Here is a 15,550-nt window from a genome sequence, read left to right on the forward strand (position 1 = left end):
AATACTAATTAATAGGCATTTCCATAACATATAAAAGGCGCGCTCGCTTTACGTTGCAATGAGAAATTATTTCGAATAATTTACCATAGTTCGCAGAGCATTAGAGCATAGAAATTACTCGTTTCATCGAAAACATGTATGCCTCTTATACAACTATTAAGTTCAAAAGGGATATCACTACATATGAAAAAAGACATTTTTATATGTCACGCAAGTGAAGATAAAGTTGCTGTTGCTAGACCGCTATCTAGTTGTTTAGCTCAGAGGGGCCTTACTTATTGGATTGATGAAGCAGAAATATCTCCTGGAGAAAGTATTACTGAAAGAGTCAATGACGGCCTTAAAGTTTCAGAATTTGTCGTAGTTATTTTAAGTCGTTCTTTTATGGCTAAGCATTGGCCAAAAAGAGAATTATGGGCGGTACTTAATTTAGAATCCAAATCCGGAAAAGTAATCATTATTCCTATTTTGGTAGGAACACAGTCAGAAGTTGATGGAATAGTCGATGAATTTCCGCTTCTAAATGACAAGTTATTTCTGTTGTGGAATGGAGATGCGAATCGCGTCGCCAACGCTATACAAACTACAGTTTTAAAATCTCAAGGGGTGTCGCTAGATCCGAAAGTAGAAATGCATGCCTGTGGGCATTGCGCGACACCATTTCAGAATGGTGTGCATGTATGCCTTGGTTGCCAGGGAACAATTAAGTATGGTCTTACCGCTCAGGAAAGGCTTCACATCAGGCAAACATCAGTAGCAGCTATTGGGCTTCTATTGCTGGTCACGATGCTCCACATTCCTTCGTATTCTGAGTCATGGTTTGGCTTTAACATTCCTATGATGTGGGGACTAGGTTTTTGGTCTTTTCCTATCGCAGCACTCATTGCACTTGGTGGAGCGTTCTACGCTGAAGCACGTATAGCGGCCAGTAAGGCACACTTGGTCAGAACATTCAGATGAACCATACAAGCGCGTTAGTTAGCATTTTCGTAAGCTCGAGCCTATTGCACAGACGTTAAAAAGGACATACATGAGCGGACACATCAAAAAAATAGACTCAATTAAAGGGATGGCGGTCTATGATGATTTTCAGTGGTCATCATCTATGCGAGATACAGGTAACAACATCGCAGAATTTAAAAACCTTAACATCCTATATGGCCGCAACTACTCAGGCAAAACAACACTCTCGCGGATCTTCAGAGCTCTCGAAACCGGCACGATATCAGACAAATATAGTTCACCTGAATTTCAATTGTCTTTCGATGGCGGCAGAACTACCACGCAAAGGTCATTAAGTAATCATGGTCAAATCGTTCGGGTTTTCAATGAGGACTTTGTCCGGGATAATCTTCGGTTCATTGTTGATGACGAGCAGACGATCAATTCATTCGCCATCTTGGGGGAAGACAATACAAAGCTTGAGGAAGAAATCGAGAAGCACGAAGCCGAACTTGGGAGCGAAGAGGAGAAGTCTGGACTACTGGGAGAGCACCTCGGGACTGAAGAAAAATTCAATGTAGCCCAAAAAGACCATGACAACAAGTCGTCAGAATTGGAGGGGAAGTTACGTGATAAAGCCAATAAGGCAGACACTGGAATCAAGCACAATAAAACGTTTGGTGATGCCAACTACAATGTACCTAAAATAAAGATAGACATATCGACTGTTACAAAAGACACTTATTCTCCGCTTACTGATGAGCAGGTGGGCAAGTTTAACGACCTCCTTAGAGAAGAACCCAAACCGGAAATCCCTGAATCATCAACTTTCAATCTTCAATATTCTGCTATCGCTTCAAAGGCTAATGAACTCATTGAAAAAAAAATTCAAGCATCTAATCCAATTCAGGAATTGCTAAACGATGCGACTTTGGCCTCTTGGGTGAGGGCTGGTCGGAGCCACCATCAAGAGAAAAGAGATAAATGCGCATTTTGTGGCAGTGACCTTCCTGAAGATTTGTGGGAAAAACTGGACAAGCATTTTAATCAGGAGTCTGAAGAGCTTCGTCAAGCATTGGAAGCCCTGGTAGGATCTATTGAACGTGAACGATCCCGAGCTCCTAATCTACTGAAAATCAAAAACTCGGATTTCTACTCTAACTTTACAGCCGACTTAGATTCATTGGCAGAACAGTTGTCGACCTTATCAGAGTCTTACAGTCAGAGTCTGGACTCGATAAAAGAACAGATCGAAAAGCGAAGAGATGACATTTTTACGCCACTTGAGTTTAAAACATCTGCGTCTATTGAAGATGCTTTGAATGCGGTCAGAGATTCGTACGAGGAGCTCAGAAACGAATCTAACCAGCTTACAGCCTCACTGAGCGACGGCCAATCTGAAGCTCGTGCGGCTCTTCGCCTCCATGAGGTTTATACATTCATAAACGACATTAAGTATGGAGACGAGTGTACGGCCATTGAGGCATTGAACGTGGCTATGTGCGAAGCGAAGGAAGCTAAAAACACCGCAAAAGAAAAGGTTGATGTAAAGCGAAGAGAGATCGCTGAACTGAAGGCTCAGTTAAAAGATGAAAGTAAGGGAGCTGATAGGGTAAACGATTATCTGAACAACTTTTTCGGCCACCAGTCTCTCTCACTCAAAGCCATCGAAGAAAACCTAGGGGACGTGTCATCTGGATACCGATTTGAGGTGACTCGAAATGACAAAAAAGCATTCCATCTCAGTGAAGGCGAATGTAGCCTGATAGCTTTCTGTTACTTCATGGCCAAGCTTGAAGACATAGAGACTAAAGGTAACCAGCCAATCATTTGGATCGATGATCCTATTTCTAGCTTGGATGCAAACCATATCTTTTTTGTCTACAGCCTTATTAAGGCAGAGATTGTAACGCCAGAGAAATATGAAGATGGCGGGGAGATAAAGGAACGTGATCATTTTAAGCAGCTATTTATTTCGACTCACAATTTGGATTTTTTGAAGTATCTGAAGCGGCTACCCGGCGCTTTGAATAAAAATAAATCTCAATACTTTATCATTACCCGAACGGATCAAGTCAGTAATATTACATTGATGCCTCGCTACCTGAAAGACTACGTCACAGAATTCAACTTTCTATTTCATCAAATTTATAAATGCGCTCATGCCCAAATCGAGTGTGATGAAAATCATGATTGCTACTACAACTTTGGAAACAATGCCCGCAAATTTCTTGAAGCATTCTTGTACTACAAATACCCCAATGCCGTAGAAAAAGATGATAGGTTGGAGCGTTTTTTCGGAGATGATGCATTGGCATCGTCACTAACGGATCGCATAAACAATGAGTTTTCCCATTTAGAGGGTATATTTGAGAGAAGTGTTTTGCCTATTGATGTGCCTGAGATGAAGACAACGGCAAGTTTTATATTGCGGAAAATTAAAGAAAAAGATCCAGACCAGTATTCGGCGCTACTTCAAAGTATTGGGGTAGAAAATTCCTAACAAGCGCATATTGCAGGATAGTGATCTTCTCCTGCTTTAACGAACACCAAAGCCAAACTGACGAGGTGTCCTATACCAAAATATAAAACCGAAAACAACCTGACAGAATTCGAACGAATTTAAAGTCAAAACCGTTCAGCTTAATCTAATTAAAAAATCACACCATAGACCGAATTAGCCCCTCAGCCTCTTCCAAAAGGTAAGTACGGAACTTACGCGCAGCCGGCGACAAAAGCCGGTCTGCCATCGTTACCACATACCATTCCCTGCGCAAGGGCAAGCCCTGCACTTTGAGCAATGCCATGCGCGCTGCTGCCAACTCTGCCCTCACAGTGTGCATTGACAACATCCCTATTCCCATACCCGCCATAATCGACTGTTTGATGGTCTCGTTAGAATCGGCCTCCAACACCGTGTTCATATGCACGCCGTTCTCCTCAAAAAAACGTTCCATCGAGACCTTAGTGCCTGAGCCCTGCTCCCGTGTCAGCAAGGGTTCACCGGTGAGTTCATCCGGTGAGATTTGGTTGCGTAATGCCAGTGGGTGGTTGACTGGCGCCAGCATCGCCAGGGGGTTAGGCGCAAATACCTGCCCGTTAAAACTCTCGTCTTTGGGCGGACGCCCCATCACGCCAAGATCAATCCGGTAGCTGCGTAACTGTTCGATAATTTCGGCGCGGTTGTGCACCGTCAGCTTGATGTCGATACCGGGATGTACTTTAAGGAACATCGCCAGCAGTGACGGCACGAAATACTTACAGGTACTGACCACCCCGATACGCACCTTACCTTTACGTGCTCCCCCTATCGCCAGCGCGTTCTGTTCAAAATCCTCCAGCCGCGAGAGGATCTCATCGGCCATACGACACATGCGCTCGCCAGCCTCAGTAATCTGCAGCTGTCGGCCGACATGCTCGAACAAGGGGAAGCCCAATAATTCTTCCAATTGGCGCAGTTGCATGGATACCGCAGGTTGCGTCAAGTGCAGTTTTAGGGCCGCTGGCGTGATGCCACCCTCGTGTGCAACGCTGGTCAGCACTTCTAACTGTCTGATTGTTAGTCGTTTTTTTATATTCATAAGAATTTATTATGTATCAATCTATTTATTCTGAATAGACCTGAAGTATCCGCCCTGAGACAGTATGCCCATCGACAGTCATCGGACCAAGAGGCAGACGCAGATGGGCGAACATAACACGCAAATAACAGACGCTAAAAAGCGCTATTCCGCCGGCGTACTCAAGTACGCGCAGATGGGCTACTGGCAGCCGGACTATGAACCGAAAGCGACAGATGTCCTCGCTTTGTTCCGCATTACCCCGCAACCAGGCGTTGACCCGCAAGAGGCCGCCGCCGCCGTTGCCGGGGAATCTTCTACCGCGACTTGGACGGTGGTTTGGACCGACCGTCTCACCGCCTGCGAACAGTACCGCGCCAAAGCCTATAAGGTCGACCCGGTGCCCGGCAATCCCGAGCAGTATTTCGCGTATGTGGCCTACGAGCTGGACCTTTTTGAGGAGGGTTCCATCGCCAACGTCACCGCCTCCATCATTGGTAACGTGTTCAGCTTTAAGCCGTTGAAAGCCGCCCGCTTGGAAGACATGCGTTTCCCCATCTCCTTCATCAAAACCTTCCGCGGCCCGGCCACCGGTATCGTGGTTGAGCGTGAGCGCCTGGATAAGTTTGGTCGTCCGCTGTTGGGTGCGACCACAAAACCCAAATTAGGTTTGTCGGGTAAGAACTACGGCCGAGTGGTTTATGAAGGGCTGAAAGGCGGTCTAGATTTTGTGAAAGATGACGAGAACATCAATTCCCAGGCGTTTATGCACTGGCGTGATCGCTTCCTCTACTGCACCGAAGCGGTAGCGCGCGCAACTGCTGCGACCGGTGAAGTCAAAGGTCACTATCTGAACGTGACCGCCGGCACCATGGAAGAAATGTATAAGCGTGCCGAATTTGCCAAAGAACTGGGCTCGTGCATCATCATGGTCGATCTGATCGTCGGCTGGACCGGCATTCAGTCGCTCTCTAATTGGTGTCGTGAGAACGACATGATCCTGCATATGCACCGCGCTGGACACGGCACTTACACTCGGCAGAAGAACCACGGCATCTCCTTCCGGGTGATCGCCAAATGGCTGCGTATGGCCGGTGTTGATCACCTGCACTGTGGTACGGCGGTGGGCAAACTCGAGGGCGATCCCATGACCGTGCAGGGTTATTACAACGTCTGCCGGGAAACCTATAACAAAGTCGATCTGCCCCGCGGTATTTTCTTTGATCAGGATTGGGGCGGTATGAACAAGGTATTGCCGGTGGCTTCCGGTGGTATCCACGCCGGTCAGATGCATCAGCTGTTGGATCTGTTCGGTGACGACGTGGTGCTGCAGTTTGGCGGCGGCACCATCGGTCACCCGATGGGTATTCAGGCCGGTGCGACTGCCAACCGTGTCGCACTGGAAGCCATGGTGCTGGCGCGCAACGAAGGCCGCAACATTCGCGAGGAAGGCCCGGACATATTACAAGCCGCTGCACGCCACTGCTCTCCCCTCGCCGCCGCACTCGACACCTGGAAGGACGTCTCTTTCAACTACGCCAGCACCGATACGTCTGACTTCGCCGTCACCCCCAATTTGGCCTGAACCGGCAACAGCACGAGGATAAAACGATGAGAGTTACCCAAGGCACCTTCTCTTTCCTGCCCGACCTGACCGACGCGCAGATCAGCAAACAGATTCAGTACTGTCTGGATCAAGGCTGGGCAGTCGCGTTTGAATATACCGACGACATCCACCCACGCAACACCTACTGGGAAATGTTCGGACACCCGATGTTCGATCTACAGGATCCTGCCGGTGCTATGGGCGAGTTGGCCGAATGCAGAGGCACCTTTCCCAACCATTACATCCGCATCAATGCGTTTGATTCGAGCATCGGTTGGGAATGTATCCGCCTGAGTTTTTTGGTCAATCGTCCCAAGAACGAACCCGGTTTCCGCCTCAAGCGAGTCGACGGTCCGGGCCGTACCCAGCGTTACAGTGTCGAGCCCTACGCTACGGTTGCCTCGGAAAACAATCGTTACGCGTGACACCTTTCGCTAACCACTGCGAGGTTTTGAGATGAGCAATCCTGCATACCGGAACATGGGTTACACGCCGCCCACGCCCGCATCGGACGGCAACGACACAAGCAAACCTGTGTCAATCGATGCAGGGCTCGGTGAGCAGGATGTGCTTTCGCTGCTGGCCGAACTGGACCGGGAGCTGATCGGCCTGGCACCGGTCAAGCAGCGCATCCGCGATGTGGCGGCGCTGCTGCTGGTGGACGCCGCGCGTCGCAAGCATGGCCTCGACGGGCGCATTCCGGGTCTGCATATGTCATTTACCGGCAACCCCGGCACCGGCAAAACCACGGTGGCCATGCGTATGGCATCGATTCTTCATCGCCTGGGTTATGTCCGCAAAGGCCACCTGGTCGCTGTTACCCGTGACGATCTGGTTGGACAGTACATTGGCCATACCGCACCCAAGACCAAAGAAGTCCTGAAAAAAGCCATGGGCGGAGTGCTTTTTATTGACGAAGCCTACTATCTATATCGACCGGAAAATGAGCGGGACTATGGTCAGGAAGCCATCGAAATTTTGTTGCAGGTGATGGAAAACCAGCGTGATGACCTGGTGGTAATCCTTGCCGGCTACAAAGACCGCATGGCGACGTTTTATGAGTGCAACCCCGGCTTTTCGTCGCGCATCGCCCACCACATAGACTTTCCCGATTACTCCATTGCCGAGTTGCTACAGATTGGCGATCTGATGCTCGATGAGCTTGGCTACACCATGGATGCCTCGGCCCGGGATGCCTTTCAACGCTATATCGAAAAACGCGCAGACCAGCCCTGGTTCGCCAATGCCCGCAGCATTCGTAACGCCATCGACCGCGCGCGCCTGCGTCATGCCAGCCGCCTGTTTGGTCATATCGCCGATGCCGATAAAGCAACACTGCAGGCCATAGCCGCGGAAGACATTCTCGCCAGCCGGGTGTTTGATGCACCGGACGGACCGCCGACAACAGGGAATCAAAACGGATGAATCCAACCCTGCAAGCCCTGATCTTTGATGTCGACGGTACCCTGGCAGAAACCGAGGAAGCCCATCGTCAGGCCTTCAATACTGCGTTTTCATACGCTGGAAAAAACTGGCGCTGGACCCCACGGATCTATCGCGACCTACTGCGGGTTGGCGGTGGTAAAGAGCGCCTTGCACACTGGTGCAATACGCAAAACGTCAGCATCAGCCAGCAGGATATTGCCGAGCTGCACCGGGTGAAAACCCGTGTATATGCCGACCTGCTCGACAGTGGTCTGCCATTGCGACGGGGCATTAAGCGGATGATTAATGAGGCGCGGGAAGCCAATCTTCTGCTGGCCATTGCGACCACCACCACGCCGGCCAATATCGACGCCCTACTCGCCCCACACTTTGGCGACGACTGGAGGAGACTCTTTCACAGCATCAAGGCCGGCAACAGCGTGCCCAATAAAAAACCCGCCGCCGACGTCTACCTGGCGGTCCTAGACGAGCTCAATATTGATAGCGTCGAGGCGGTTGCCTTTGAGGATTCACGCATCGGCGTGGCCTCAGCCAATTCCGCCGGCATTGCAGTGGTAGCCACCCCCAGTCATTTCTGGAACGACGACGACTTCAGTACTGCCGACGCCCTTTTGGAAGACCTTGGTGAGCCCGACGCCCCCTGGCGCCATGCCCACCGGGAATTTGATCGGCGCCACCTTGATCTAAAGGGTTTACAGGCTTGGCACCAGCGCCGCCCAACAACACAAGCCACAGGAACGGCACTATGAAAAACGACATCATCATCGCCCCCAGCCTACTGTCAGCGGATTTCTCTCGTCTCGGTGAAGAAGTGCGCAGCGTGGTCGACGCCGGTGCAGACTGGATTCACTTTGATGTCATGGACAATCACTATGTACCCAACCTGACGTTCGGCCCTATGGTGTGCCAGGCCATTCGACCGCACACTGTCGCACCGATCGATGTGCATCTGATGGTACAGCCGGTCGATGCATTGATCGAAGGCTTCGCCAGGGCCGGCGCCGACGTGATCAGTTTTCATCCTGAGGGGTCCCAGCACGTCGACCGCAGCCTGGCACTGATTCGCGACCTGGGTTGCAAAGCCGGTATCGCGTTAAATCCAGCCACGCCGATCGACTGGCTGGACCATATACTGCCACGGCTTGATATGATTCTGGTGATGTCGGTTAACCCGGGTTATGGGGGACAGTCTTTTATTGAAACCGCCCTGCCCAAGTTGCGTAGGATTCGCGAGCGTATCGTCGCCAGCGGACTGGCTATTCGGCTTGAGGTCGATGGCGGTGTCAAACCCGGCAATGCCGCGTCCATAATCGACGCCGGTGCAGACACGCTGGTCGCCGGCAGCGCCGTCTTCGGTGGTACCAGCTACCGCGAGGCCATCAGCGCATTGAGGAACCCGATCGCCGCTGCTGCCTGACACGTCTGAATAGGCAAACCTTTAAAAATAATGATAAGAGAAGGAAAACAACATGATCCGAAGTCATTTAACCCTGACCCAGTTCCTTATTGAGGAACGCCGGCGACACCCCTCGGCAACAGGTTCCTTCAACAGCTTGATCCTGGCAGTGGGCCTGGCGTGCAAGGTGTTATCGCGCAAGATCGCTTACGGCAATCTGTACGGTGAACAAGGTTCGGCTGGCACCACCAATACCCATGGCGAAACCCAGCAACAGCTCGACGTGCTCGCCAACGAAACCTTTCTGCACTGCCTGCAATGGCAAGCCAATCTTAGAGCCATCGTCTCGGAAGAAAACGAGGAACTGATCTGCTTTGACACGCAGGATTCTAACTACTTATTGGCACTTGATCCCCTCGATGGCTCCTCGAACATCGATGTAAACGTCTCGGTGGGCAGTATTTTCTCGGTATTGCGTGCGCCCCCTGACACCGAAGCGATCACCGACGACGCATTTTTCCAGAAAGGCTATGAACAGGTTGCTGCCGGCTATGCCATCTACGGTCCCACCACCATGCTGGTGTTAAGCGTGGGTTGTGGGGTACAAGGATTTACCTTAAATCCCGAGATGGGTGAGTTCCTGCTCAGTCATCCGGACATGACCGTGCCGGAGCAAACCTCCGAATTTGCTATCAACGCGTCTAACAGTCGCTTCTGGGAACCTCCCGTTAAACGCTACGTCGAGGAATGTTTGGCCGGTCGCAATGGCCCGCGTGAGCGTGACTTCAATATGCGTTGGGTCGCCTCTCTGGTGGCCGAGGCCCACCGTATTCTCAATCGCGGCGGCGTATTTATGTACCCGCGGGATACCAAAGACCCGAGCAAGGCCGGTCGCTTGCGCCTGCTTTACGAGTGCAATCCAATTGGTTTCATCATCGAACAAGCCGGTGGCCGCGCCAGCACAGGCGCGGAGCCCATTCTTCAACAAACCGCCAAGAAACTGCACCAGCGCATCGGCTTTGTGTTCGGCTCCCGTGATGAAGTCGAGCGCATTGAGCGTTACCACAGCGAATCCGGCCCCGATGACCACGACACACCTTTGTTTAACGTTCGCGGTCTGTTCCGCGAACTGGCCTGAGGAAATACGCCATGTCAGAGAAACATCCGATTATCGCCATCACCGGCTCTTCAGGCGCTGGTACCTCCTCCGTCACACGCACTTTTGAAAAAATCTTCCGCCGCGAGAGTGTGGCAGCCGCCATTATCGAAGGCGACAGTTTTCACAAGTACAACCGCATGGAAATGCGCGATCAGATGGTGCAACAGACCGCCGCCGGTAACAGCAATTTCAGCCACTTTGGCGATGAGTCGAATCTGTTTGAAGAACTGGAGCAGACATTCCGCAGCTATGCGGAAACGGGCCAGGCACAGTCTCGTAAATATTTGCACAACGACCAAGAGGCCGCGCCCTATGATCAGGAACCGGGCACCTTTACCGCGTGGGAACCCTTCCCCGAAAACACCGATCTGCTGTTTTACGAAGGTCTGCATGGGGCGTTAAAAACCGACACGGTCGATGTCTCCCGCTACCCAGATCTTTTAGTCGGCGTAGTTCCGGTCATCAACTTGGAATGGATTCAGAAAATCCATCGCGACCAAAGCACCCGCGGTTATTCTACTGAAGCGGTCACCGACGTCATCCTGCGGCGCATGCACGACTATGTGCATTACATTTGTCCGCAGTTCCAGCGCACCCACGTTAACTTCCAGCGTGTGCCAACGGTCGACACTTCAAACCCCTTTATTGCAAGACATATCCCCACCGCAGACGAGAGCTTTCTGGTGATTCGCTTTGCCAATCCCAAGGGCATCGACTTCCCCTATTTGCTGAACATGCTGCACGGTTCCTTTATGTCACGCCCGAATACGATTGTCGCCCCGGGCGGCAAAATGGAACTCGCGATGCAGCTCATCTTCACGCCGTTTATCTGGCGCATGATGGAAAAGCGCAAGCGTGCGCTGGGTCGCCTCTAATAACATACGCTGAATCCCCGGAGAATTTCATGAGTAACGAGATCAATACCCCTGACGATTTCGAACCGTCGGCAATCAGCGCCAACACCTTGCGCATGTTGGCGGCCGATGCGGTACAAAAAGCAAAATCCGGACATCCGGGCGCGCCCATGGGCATGGCCGAGATGGCAGTCACCCTGTGGCAGCGTCACCTCAAACACAACCCTAACGATCCGCAATGGGCTGACCGGGATCGCTTTGTCCTATCCAACGGTCACGCGTCTATGCTGATTTATTCGCTGTTGCACCTGACCGGCTACGATCTTCCGATGGAAGAATTGAAAAACTTCCGTCAGTTGCACAGCAAGACACCAGGGCATCCCGAAGTCGGTGTCACACCCGGCGTTGAGACCACCACCGGTCCGTTGGGCCAGGGGTTGGCTAACGCGGTCGGCATGGCGCTCGCCGAAAAGTTGCTGGCCGATGAATTCAATCGTCCCGGTCATGAGGTGATCGACCACCGCACTTGGGTTTTCCTCGGCGATGGCTGTCTGATGGAAGGGATCAGTCACGAAGTCTGTAGTCTTGCCGGTGCTCTTGGTCTCAATAAGCTGGTGGCGCTTTACGATGACAACGGCATCTCCATCGACGGTGAAGTCTCGCCCTGGTTCAACGACAACACTGCCGAGCGTTTTCGAGCTTATGGTTGGAATGTCATTGATGCCGTCGATGGCCATGACATCAGCGCGCTGGATCAAGCGATCTGTAGCGCTAAAAAAGCTGATAAACCTACTCTGATCATGTGCCGCACGGATATTGGCCAGGGCTCTCCCAATCGCGCCGGCACGGCCCGCGCCCATGGCGAACCACTGGGCGACGAAGAGCTCACAGCCACTCGTGCGGCTCTCGATTGGACCGCTCAACCCTTCGAGGTGCCCTCAGAAGCATCCATCCTATGGAATGCCCGTGAGCGCGGCGCCTTGCGCCAGAGCCAATGGCAGGAGCGTTTTGACGCTTATAAAACAGCCTTTCCTGCCGAAGCGGATGAACTGCGTCGCCGCCTGCATAACGAACTGCCAGTAAACGCCAGCGAGCTGTTCGAGCAAGTGCTGGCTGAAATGAGTGATAAGCCTGACACTGTCGCCACGCGCAAAGCGTCGCAAATTGCTTTGAGTGCGTTGGCGCCGCAACTACCGGAGATGCTCGGGGGCTCAGCCGACCTGACCGGCTCGAATCTGACCAACTGGCCGGATTGCGGTGCGGTGCGCAAAGGTAAACCGGGTGGCCGACACATCAACTATGGTGTACGGGAATTCGGCATGGCGGCGATCATGAACGGCATGGCCCTGCACGGCGGCTACCTGCCCTTTGGCGGCACCTTCCTGACCTTCTCCGATTATTCACGCAACGCGATTCGAATGGCCGCGCTCATGCAATGCCGAGTAGTCCATGTGCTGACCCACGACTCCATTGGCCTTGGGGAGGATGGCCCCACCCATCAGCCCGTAGAGCATACCGCCAGTCTGCGATTGATCCCCGGTGTAGATGTCTGGCGCCCCTGTGATCAGGTCGAAACCACCGTCGCGTGGCAATCCTGCATCAAGCGAACAGACGGCCCCGGCGCCTTGATTTTGAGTCGTCAGGGTCTGCCGGCCTTCCCCCATTCATCTGCCACCCTCGCCGATATCGAACGGGGTGCCTATGTGCTGCGCGATGCGGATAACGCTCGCGCCAACATCATCGCCACTGGCTCAGAGGTACAGCTGGCCATGCAGACGGCGGATGCGCTCGCAGCCGACGGCATCAACGTACGAGTAATCTCCATGCCCTGTGCCGACGTGTTCGAACGTCAGGATGCCAGTTATCGCGACAGCGTGCTCAACCGGGCAGCACCGACACTGGTGGTGGAAGCCGGTGCGACAGCAGGCTGGTGGCGCTATGCGGGAGATCGTGGTCGCGTCATCGGACTGGACCGCTTCGGCGAGTCTGCGCCTGCCGGTGAACTCTTCAAACTATTCGGCTTCGCCGTCGATAACGTCAGTGCGCAAGTTCGCGAGATGATCGAAGCCAACACCTGAGCTGTCAATTAACATACAATCGGAGGACTACCTATGGCACTGATATCTCTTCGCCAAATGCTTGATCATGCTGCTGAACACGGTTACGGCGTGCCGGCGTTTAACGTAAACAACCTTGAGCAAATCCACGCGATTATGGAGGCAGCCGTGACCTGTGATGCACCGGTCATCTTGCAAGCCTCGGCTGGCGCTCGTAAGTATGCTGGCGAAGCCTACCTGCGCCACATGGTGTTGGCTGCGGTTGAATCACACCCGGACATCCCCATTGTGCTGCACCAGGATCACGGCGCCAGCCCGGCGGTCTGTCAGCAGTCGATCCGCTCCGGTTTTACCAGCGTCATGATGGATGGATCACTGCGCGAAGACGCAAAAACCCCGGCTGACTACGACTACAACGTCTGCGTCACTTGCCAAGTCTGCGACTTCGCTCACGCCGTTGGTGTTTCCGTGGAAGGCGAACTCGGCTGCCTCGGTTCCTTGGAAACCGGTGAAGCTGGTGAAGAAGACGGCGTCGGCGCGGCGGGTAAATTGAGCCACAATATGCTGCTGACGGATCCGGATGAGGCCGAAGCCTTTGTCAAAGCAACCGGCGTAGACGCATTGGCCATCGCCATCGGCACCAGCCACGGCGCGTATAAATTTACCCGCGAGCCTACCGGCGACATTCTCGCCATCGATCGCATTCGCGCGATCCACGAGCGCATCCCGGATACCCATCTGGTCATGCACGGCTCATCGAGCGTACCCCAGGAATGGCTGGCGGTGATCCGCGAATTTGGTGGTGAGATCGAAGAGACCTACGGTGTACCGGTTGAAGAAATCTGCCGTGGCATCAAGTACGGCGTGCGCAAGGTCAACATCGACACCGACATCCGACTGGCGATGAGCGGCGCTATGCGCAAATACCTACACGAGAAAAAGTCGGACTTTGATCCACGCAAAGCCCTGGCGGCGGCCAAAAACGCCGCAGCCGGTATCTGCAAGGCACGTTTCGAAGCGTTCGGCTGCGCCGGGCAAGGCTCGAAGATCAAACCTGTTTCGCTGGAAGCAATCGCCGCAGGATATGTGCGACAGGCCACTGCCGCCTAAGGCTCACAGCAGCCCGCTTAACTCCGCCATCGAATCGATCACGGCATCCGGGCTGTAGTCTCGGATGTCTTCACCATGGTTGTAGCCGTAACTCATGCAGATAATCTGGAAGCCGGCTGCTCGTGCGGCTTTCACATCACTCATCGAATCACCCAGCATTAACGATTCCTCCGCGCTCGCACCCAACTGTTTAGCGGCGTACAGCAACGGCAATGGGTGCGGCTTCTTCTCCTCAAGGGTATCGCCACAAACGATGATCTCGAAGTCTTCAAACAGGCCTAGGTCCTTAAGCAGTGGCAAGGTGAACTGCGAAGCCTTGTTGGTTACACATCCGATCTTATAATCTTTCGATTTGAGGTATTCCAACCCCTCGCGCACGCCCCGATACAGACAGGAACGTTTGGACGTGTTCTCAGCATAGAGATCGAGAAAAATCGGGTAGGCATTTTCAAACTCTTCGTCGGATGGCTCGCCGTCCAACTGGCCCACCAGCGCACGACGGCACAAACGTTCAACACCGTTGCCAACCCAATCACGCACCTTAGCCTCGCCATGGGGTTCCCGCCCAAGGGCCTTCATTAATTCATCGACGCAGTAAGCCAGATCGGGGACGCTATCTACCAAAGTGCCGTCCACGTCGATCAGAATCATTTTGGGCTTGCGGATACTCATAGCTCTTAACCAATAAGTCCAGGGATTGAGTATTATAAGCCTTTTTACTCTGTAAGAGTTTTAAAAAATAGATGGTCTTATCGATTAGATTTATTATTTCTGTTCAGGTTGGACTTGTTCGAAACTGGGCTGTTACCCGCTCATTTATTTATGCCCACGCTGGGCGAGAAAAGGTATTTATTTAATCAGCAGCCTTGTACCACCCGTACTGTTGCTTTCGCCAAATACAAATTAAGGAGAAATAAATGAACAAAAGAACAGGACGGTGTTTATGTCGTTCAGTTAGCTACGTTGTATCTTCGGATCCTATTACCACAAGAATAGGTTGGTGCGAAGATTGTCAGAAAATTTCTTCAAACGGCACCGTGAATCTTTTGGTGCCGACTGAATCTCTTGAGATTCAAGGTGAACCCATCTCATACACCAGTGTTGCTGACAGCGGTAATCAACTGACGCGTCGCTTTTGCCCTAAGTGCGGGAGTCAATTATTTGCTAATTCATCAGCGAGACCCCAGTTTACAGTTGTTCGAGCCGGGACGTTAGATGAACCTTCATCCATAAAGCCAAGCGTAAATATATGGGCGAAAAGCGCACCAGCATGGGCGTGTCTTGATCCGGAACTTGAGCGTGTTGAGAAGCAGCCGCTTCCACCGACGCAAGCAAATGATTAACACGTGTGTTTAACCGACACAAATTTTGTGTCGGCGTTAAACGCCCAAGCTCTCCAAGAAAAGCAGACACCTCACGA

14 protein-coding genes are annotated in these 15,550 nt (G+C 52.4%); 12 read left to right on the forward strand and 2 right to left on the reverse strand.

Going from position 1 to position 15,550, the window contains the following annotated elements; genetic code table 11:
- Positions 1-183: 183 nt before the first annotated feature.
- Positions 184-960 (forward strand): toll/interleukin-1 receptor domain-containing protein, encoded by a 777-nt coding sequence (locus ACXAFR_RS00005; RefSeq protein WP_475170201.1) that lies wholly within the window; start codon positions 184-186, stop codon positions 958-960.
- Positions 961-1,030: 70 nt separating this feature from the next.
- Entirely contained in the window at positions 1,031-3,445 is a 2,415-nt protein-coding gene (locus ACXAFR_RS00010; protein WP_475170203.1) for an AAA family ATPase, read from the forward strand.
- Between the two features lie 157 nt (positions 3,446-3,602).
- Here the strand turns inward: ACXAFR_RS00010 and ACXAFR_RS00015 are convergent, their stop codons facing one another.
- Complete coding sequence (locus ACXAFR_RS00015) at positions 3,603-4,523, reverse strand: LysR family transcriptional regulator (protein WP_475170205.1); 921 nt, start codon at positions 4,521-4,523, stop codon at positions 3,603-3,605.
- A 64-nt stretch (positions 4,524-4,587) separates the two neighbouring features.
- Between ACXAFR_RS00015 and ACXAFR_RS00020 the strand changes: the two genes are divergently transcribed.
- From ACXAFR_RS00020 to fba, 9 genes are read left to right on the forward strand one after another with little or no spacing between them, the layout of a single operon-like run.
- A complete protein-coding gene (locus ACXAFR_RS00020; RefSeq protein WP_475170208.1) occupies positions 4,588-6,087 on the forward strand; it encodes a form I ribulose bisphosphate carboxylase large subunit in 1,500 nt (499 codons plus the stop codon).
- Positions 6,088-6,113: 26 nt separating this feature from the next.
- Positions 6,114-6,533, forward strand: a complete 420-nt coding sequence (locus ACXAFR_RS00025) for a ribulose bisphosphate carboxylase small subunit (RefSeq protein WP_475170212.1) — start codon at positions 6,114-6,116, stop codon at positions 6,531-6,533.
- 31 nt (positions 6,534-6,564) lie between these two features.
- Positions 6,565-7,533, forward strand: a complete 969-nt coding sequence (gene cbbX, locus ACXAFR_RS00030; protein WP_475170215.1) for a CbbX protein — start codon at positions 6,565-6,567, stop codon at positions 7,531-7,533.
- Positions 7,530-8,303, forward strand: coding sequence for an HAD-IA family hydrolase (locus ACXAFR_RS00035; RefSeq protein ID WP_475170219.1), 774 nt, complete (start codon positions 7,530-7,532; stop codon positions 8,301-8,303). Before cbbX ends, ACXAFR_RS00035 begins: the two co-directional genes overlap by 4 nt.
- Positions 8,300-8,971, forward strand: a complete 672-nt coding sequence (gene rpe, locus ACXAFR_RS00040) for a ribulose-phosphate 3-epimerase (protein WP_475170222.1) — start codon at positions 8,300-8,302, stop codon at positions 8,969-8,971. The genes ACXAFR_RS00035 and rpe overlap by 4 nt, the downstream gene beginning before the upstream one ends.
- A 52-nt stretch (positions 8,972-9,023) precedes the next feature.
- Positions 9,024-10,088, forward strand: a complete 1,065-nt coding sequence (locus ACXAFR_RS00045) for a class 1 fructose-bisphosphatase (protein WP_475170225.1) — start codon at positions 9,024-9,026, stop codon at positions 10,086-10,088.
- An 11-nt stretch (positions 10,089-10,099) separates the two neighbouring features.
- Complete coding sequence (locus ACXAFR_RS00050; protein WP_475170227.1) at positions 10,100-10,984, forward strand: phosphoribulokinase; 885 nt, start codon at positions 10,100-10,102, stop codon at positions 10,982-10,984.
- 29 nt (positions 10,985-11,013) lie between these two features.
- Entirely contained in the window at positions 11,014-13,041 is a 2,028-nt protein-coding gene (gene tkt, locus ACXAFR_RS00055; protein ID WP_475170229.1) for a transketolase, read from the forward strand.
- A gap of 33 nt (positions 13,042-13,074) precedes the next feature.
- Complete coding sequence (gene fba / locus ACXAFR_RS00060; protein ID WP_475170232.1) at positions 13,075-14,130, forward strand: class II fructose-bisphosphate aldolase; 1,056 nt, start codon at positions 13,075-13,077, stop codon at positions 14,128-14,130.
- Positions 14,131-14,133: 3 nt separating this feature from the next.
- Here the strand turns inward: fba and ACXAFR_RS00065 are convergent, their stop codons facing one another.
- Positions 14,134-14,802 carry a phosphoglycolate phosphatase gene (locus ACXAFR_RS00065; protein WP_475170237.1) on the reverse strand — a complete coding sequence of 223 codons (669 nt, stop codon included), beginning with the start codon at positions 14,800-14,802 and terminating at the stop codon, positions 14,134-14,136.
- A 245-nt stretch (positions 14,803-15,047) separates the two neighbouring features.
- On the opposite strand from ACXAFR_RS00065, the gene ACXAFR_RS00070 reads away from it, so the two are divergent.
- Positions 15,048-15,473 carry a GFA family protein gene (locus ACXAFR_RS00070; protein ID WP_475170241.1) on the forward strand — a complete coding sequence of 142 codons (426 nt, stop codon included), beginning with the start codon at positions 15,048-15,050 and terminating at the stop codon, positions 15,471-15,473.
- Positions 15,474-15,550: the final 77 nt, after the last annotated feature.

This window comes from Pseudomaricurvus sp. ABR4_320, from assembly GCF_056159445.1.

Excerpts from the sequence above, each read along its gene's own strand:
- fba (WP_475170232.1), top strand. The coding sequence starts at position 13,075 with ATGGCACTGATATCTCTTCGCCAAATGCTTGATCATGCTGCTGAACAC.
- ACXAFR_RS00005 (WP_475170201.1), top strand. The coding sequence starts at position 184 with ATGAAAAAAGACATTTTTATATGTCACGCAAGTGAAGATAAAGTTGCT.
- ACXAFR_RS00015 (WP_475170205.1), bottom strand. The coding sequence starts at position 4,523 with ATGAATATAAAAAAACGACTAACAATCAGACAGTTAGAAGTGCTGACC.
- rpe (WP_475170222.1), top strand. The coding sequence starts at position 8,300 with ATGAAAAACGACATCATCATCGCCCCCAGCCTACTGTCAGCGGATTTC.
- ACXAFR_RS00050 (WP_475170227.1), top strand. The coding sequence starts at position 10,100 with ATGTCAGAGAAACATCCGATTATCGCCATCACCGGCTCTTCAGGCGCT.
- ACXAFR_RS00025 (WP_475170212.1), top strand. The coding sequence starts at position 6,114 with ATGAGAGTTACCCAAGGCACCTTCTCTTTCCTGCCCGACCTGACCGAC.
- ACXAFR_RS00070 (WP_475170241.1), top strand. The coding sequence starts at position 15,048 with ATGAACAAAAGAACAGGACGGTGTTTATGTCGTTCAGTTAGCTACGTT.
- cbbX (WP_475170215.1), top strand. The coding sequence starts at position 6,565 with ATGAGCAATCCTGCATACCGGAACATGGGTTACACGCCGCCCACGCCC.
- ACXAFR_RS00035 (WP_475170219.1), top strand. The coding sequence starts at position 7,530 with ATGAATCCAACCCTGCAAGCCCTGATCTTTGATGTCGACGGTACCCTG.
- ACXAFR_RS00045 (WP_475170225.1), top strand. The coding sequence starts at position 9,024 with ATGATCCGAAGTCATTTAACCCTGACCCAGTTCCTTATTGAGGAACGC.
- ACXAFR_RS00010 (WP_475170203.1), top strand. The coding sequence starts at position 1,031 with ATGAGCGGACACATCAAAAAAATAGACTCAATTAAAGGGATGGCGGTC.
- ACXAFR_RS00020 (WP_475170208.1), top strand. The coding sequence starts at position 4,588 with ATGCCCATCGACAGTCATCGGACCAAGAGGCAGACGCAGATGGGCGAA.
- ACXAFR_RS00065 (WP_475170237.1), bottom strand. The coding sequence starts at position 14,802 with ATGAGTATCCGCAAGCCCAAAATGATTCTGATCGACGTGGACGGCACT.
- tkt (WP_475170229.1), top strand. The coding sequence starts at position 11,014 with ATGAGTAACGAGATCAATACCCCTGACGATTTCGAACCGTCGGCAATC.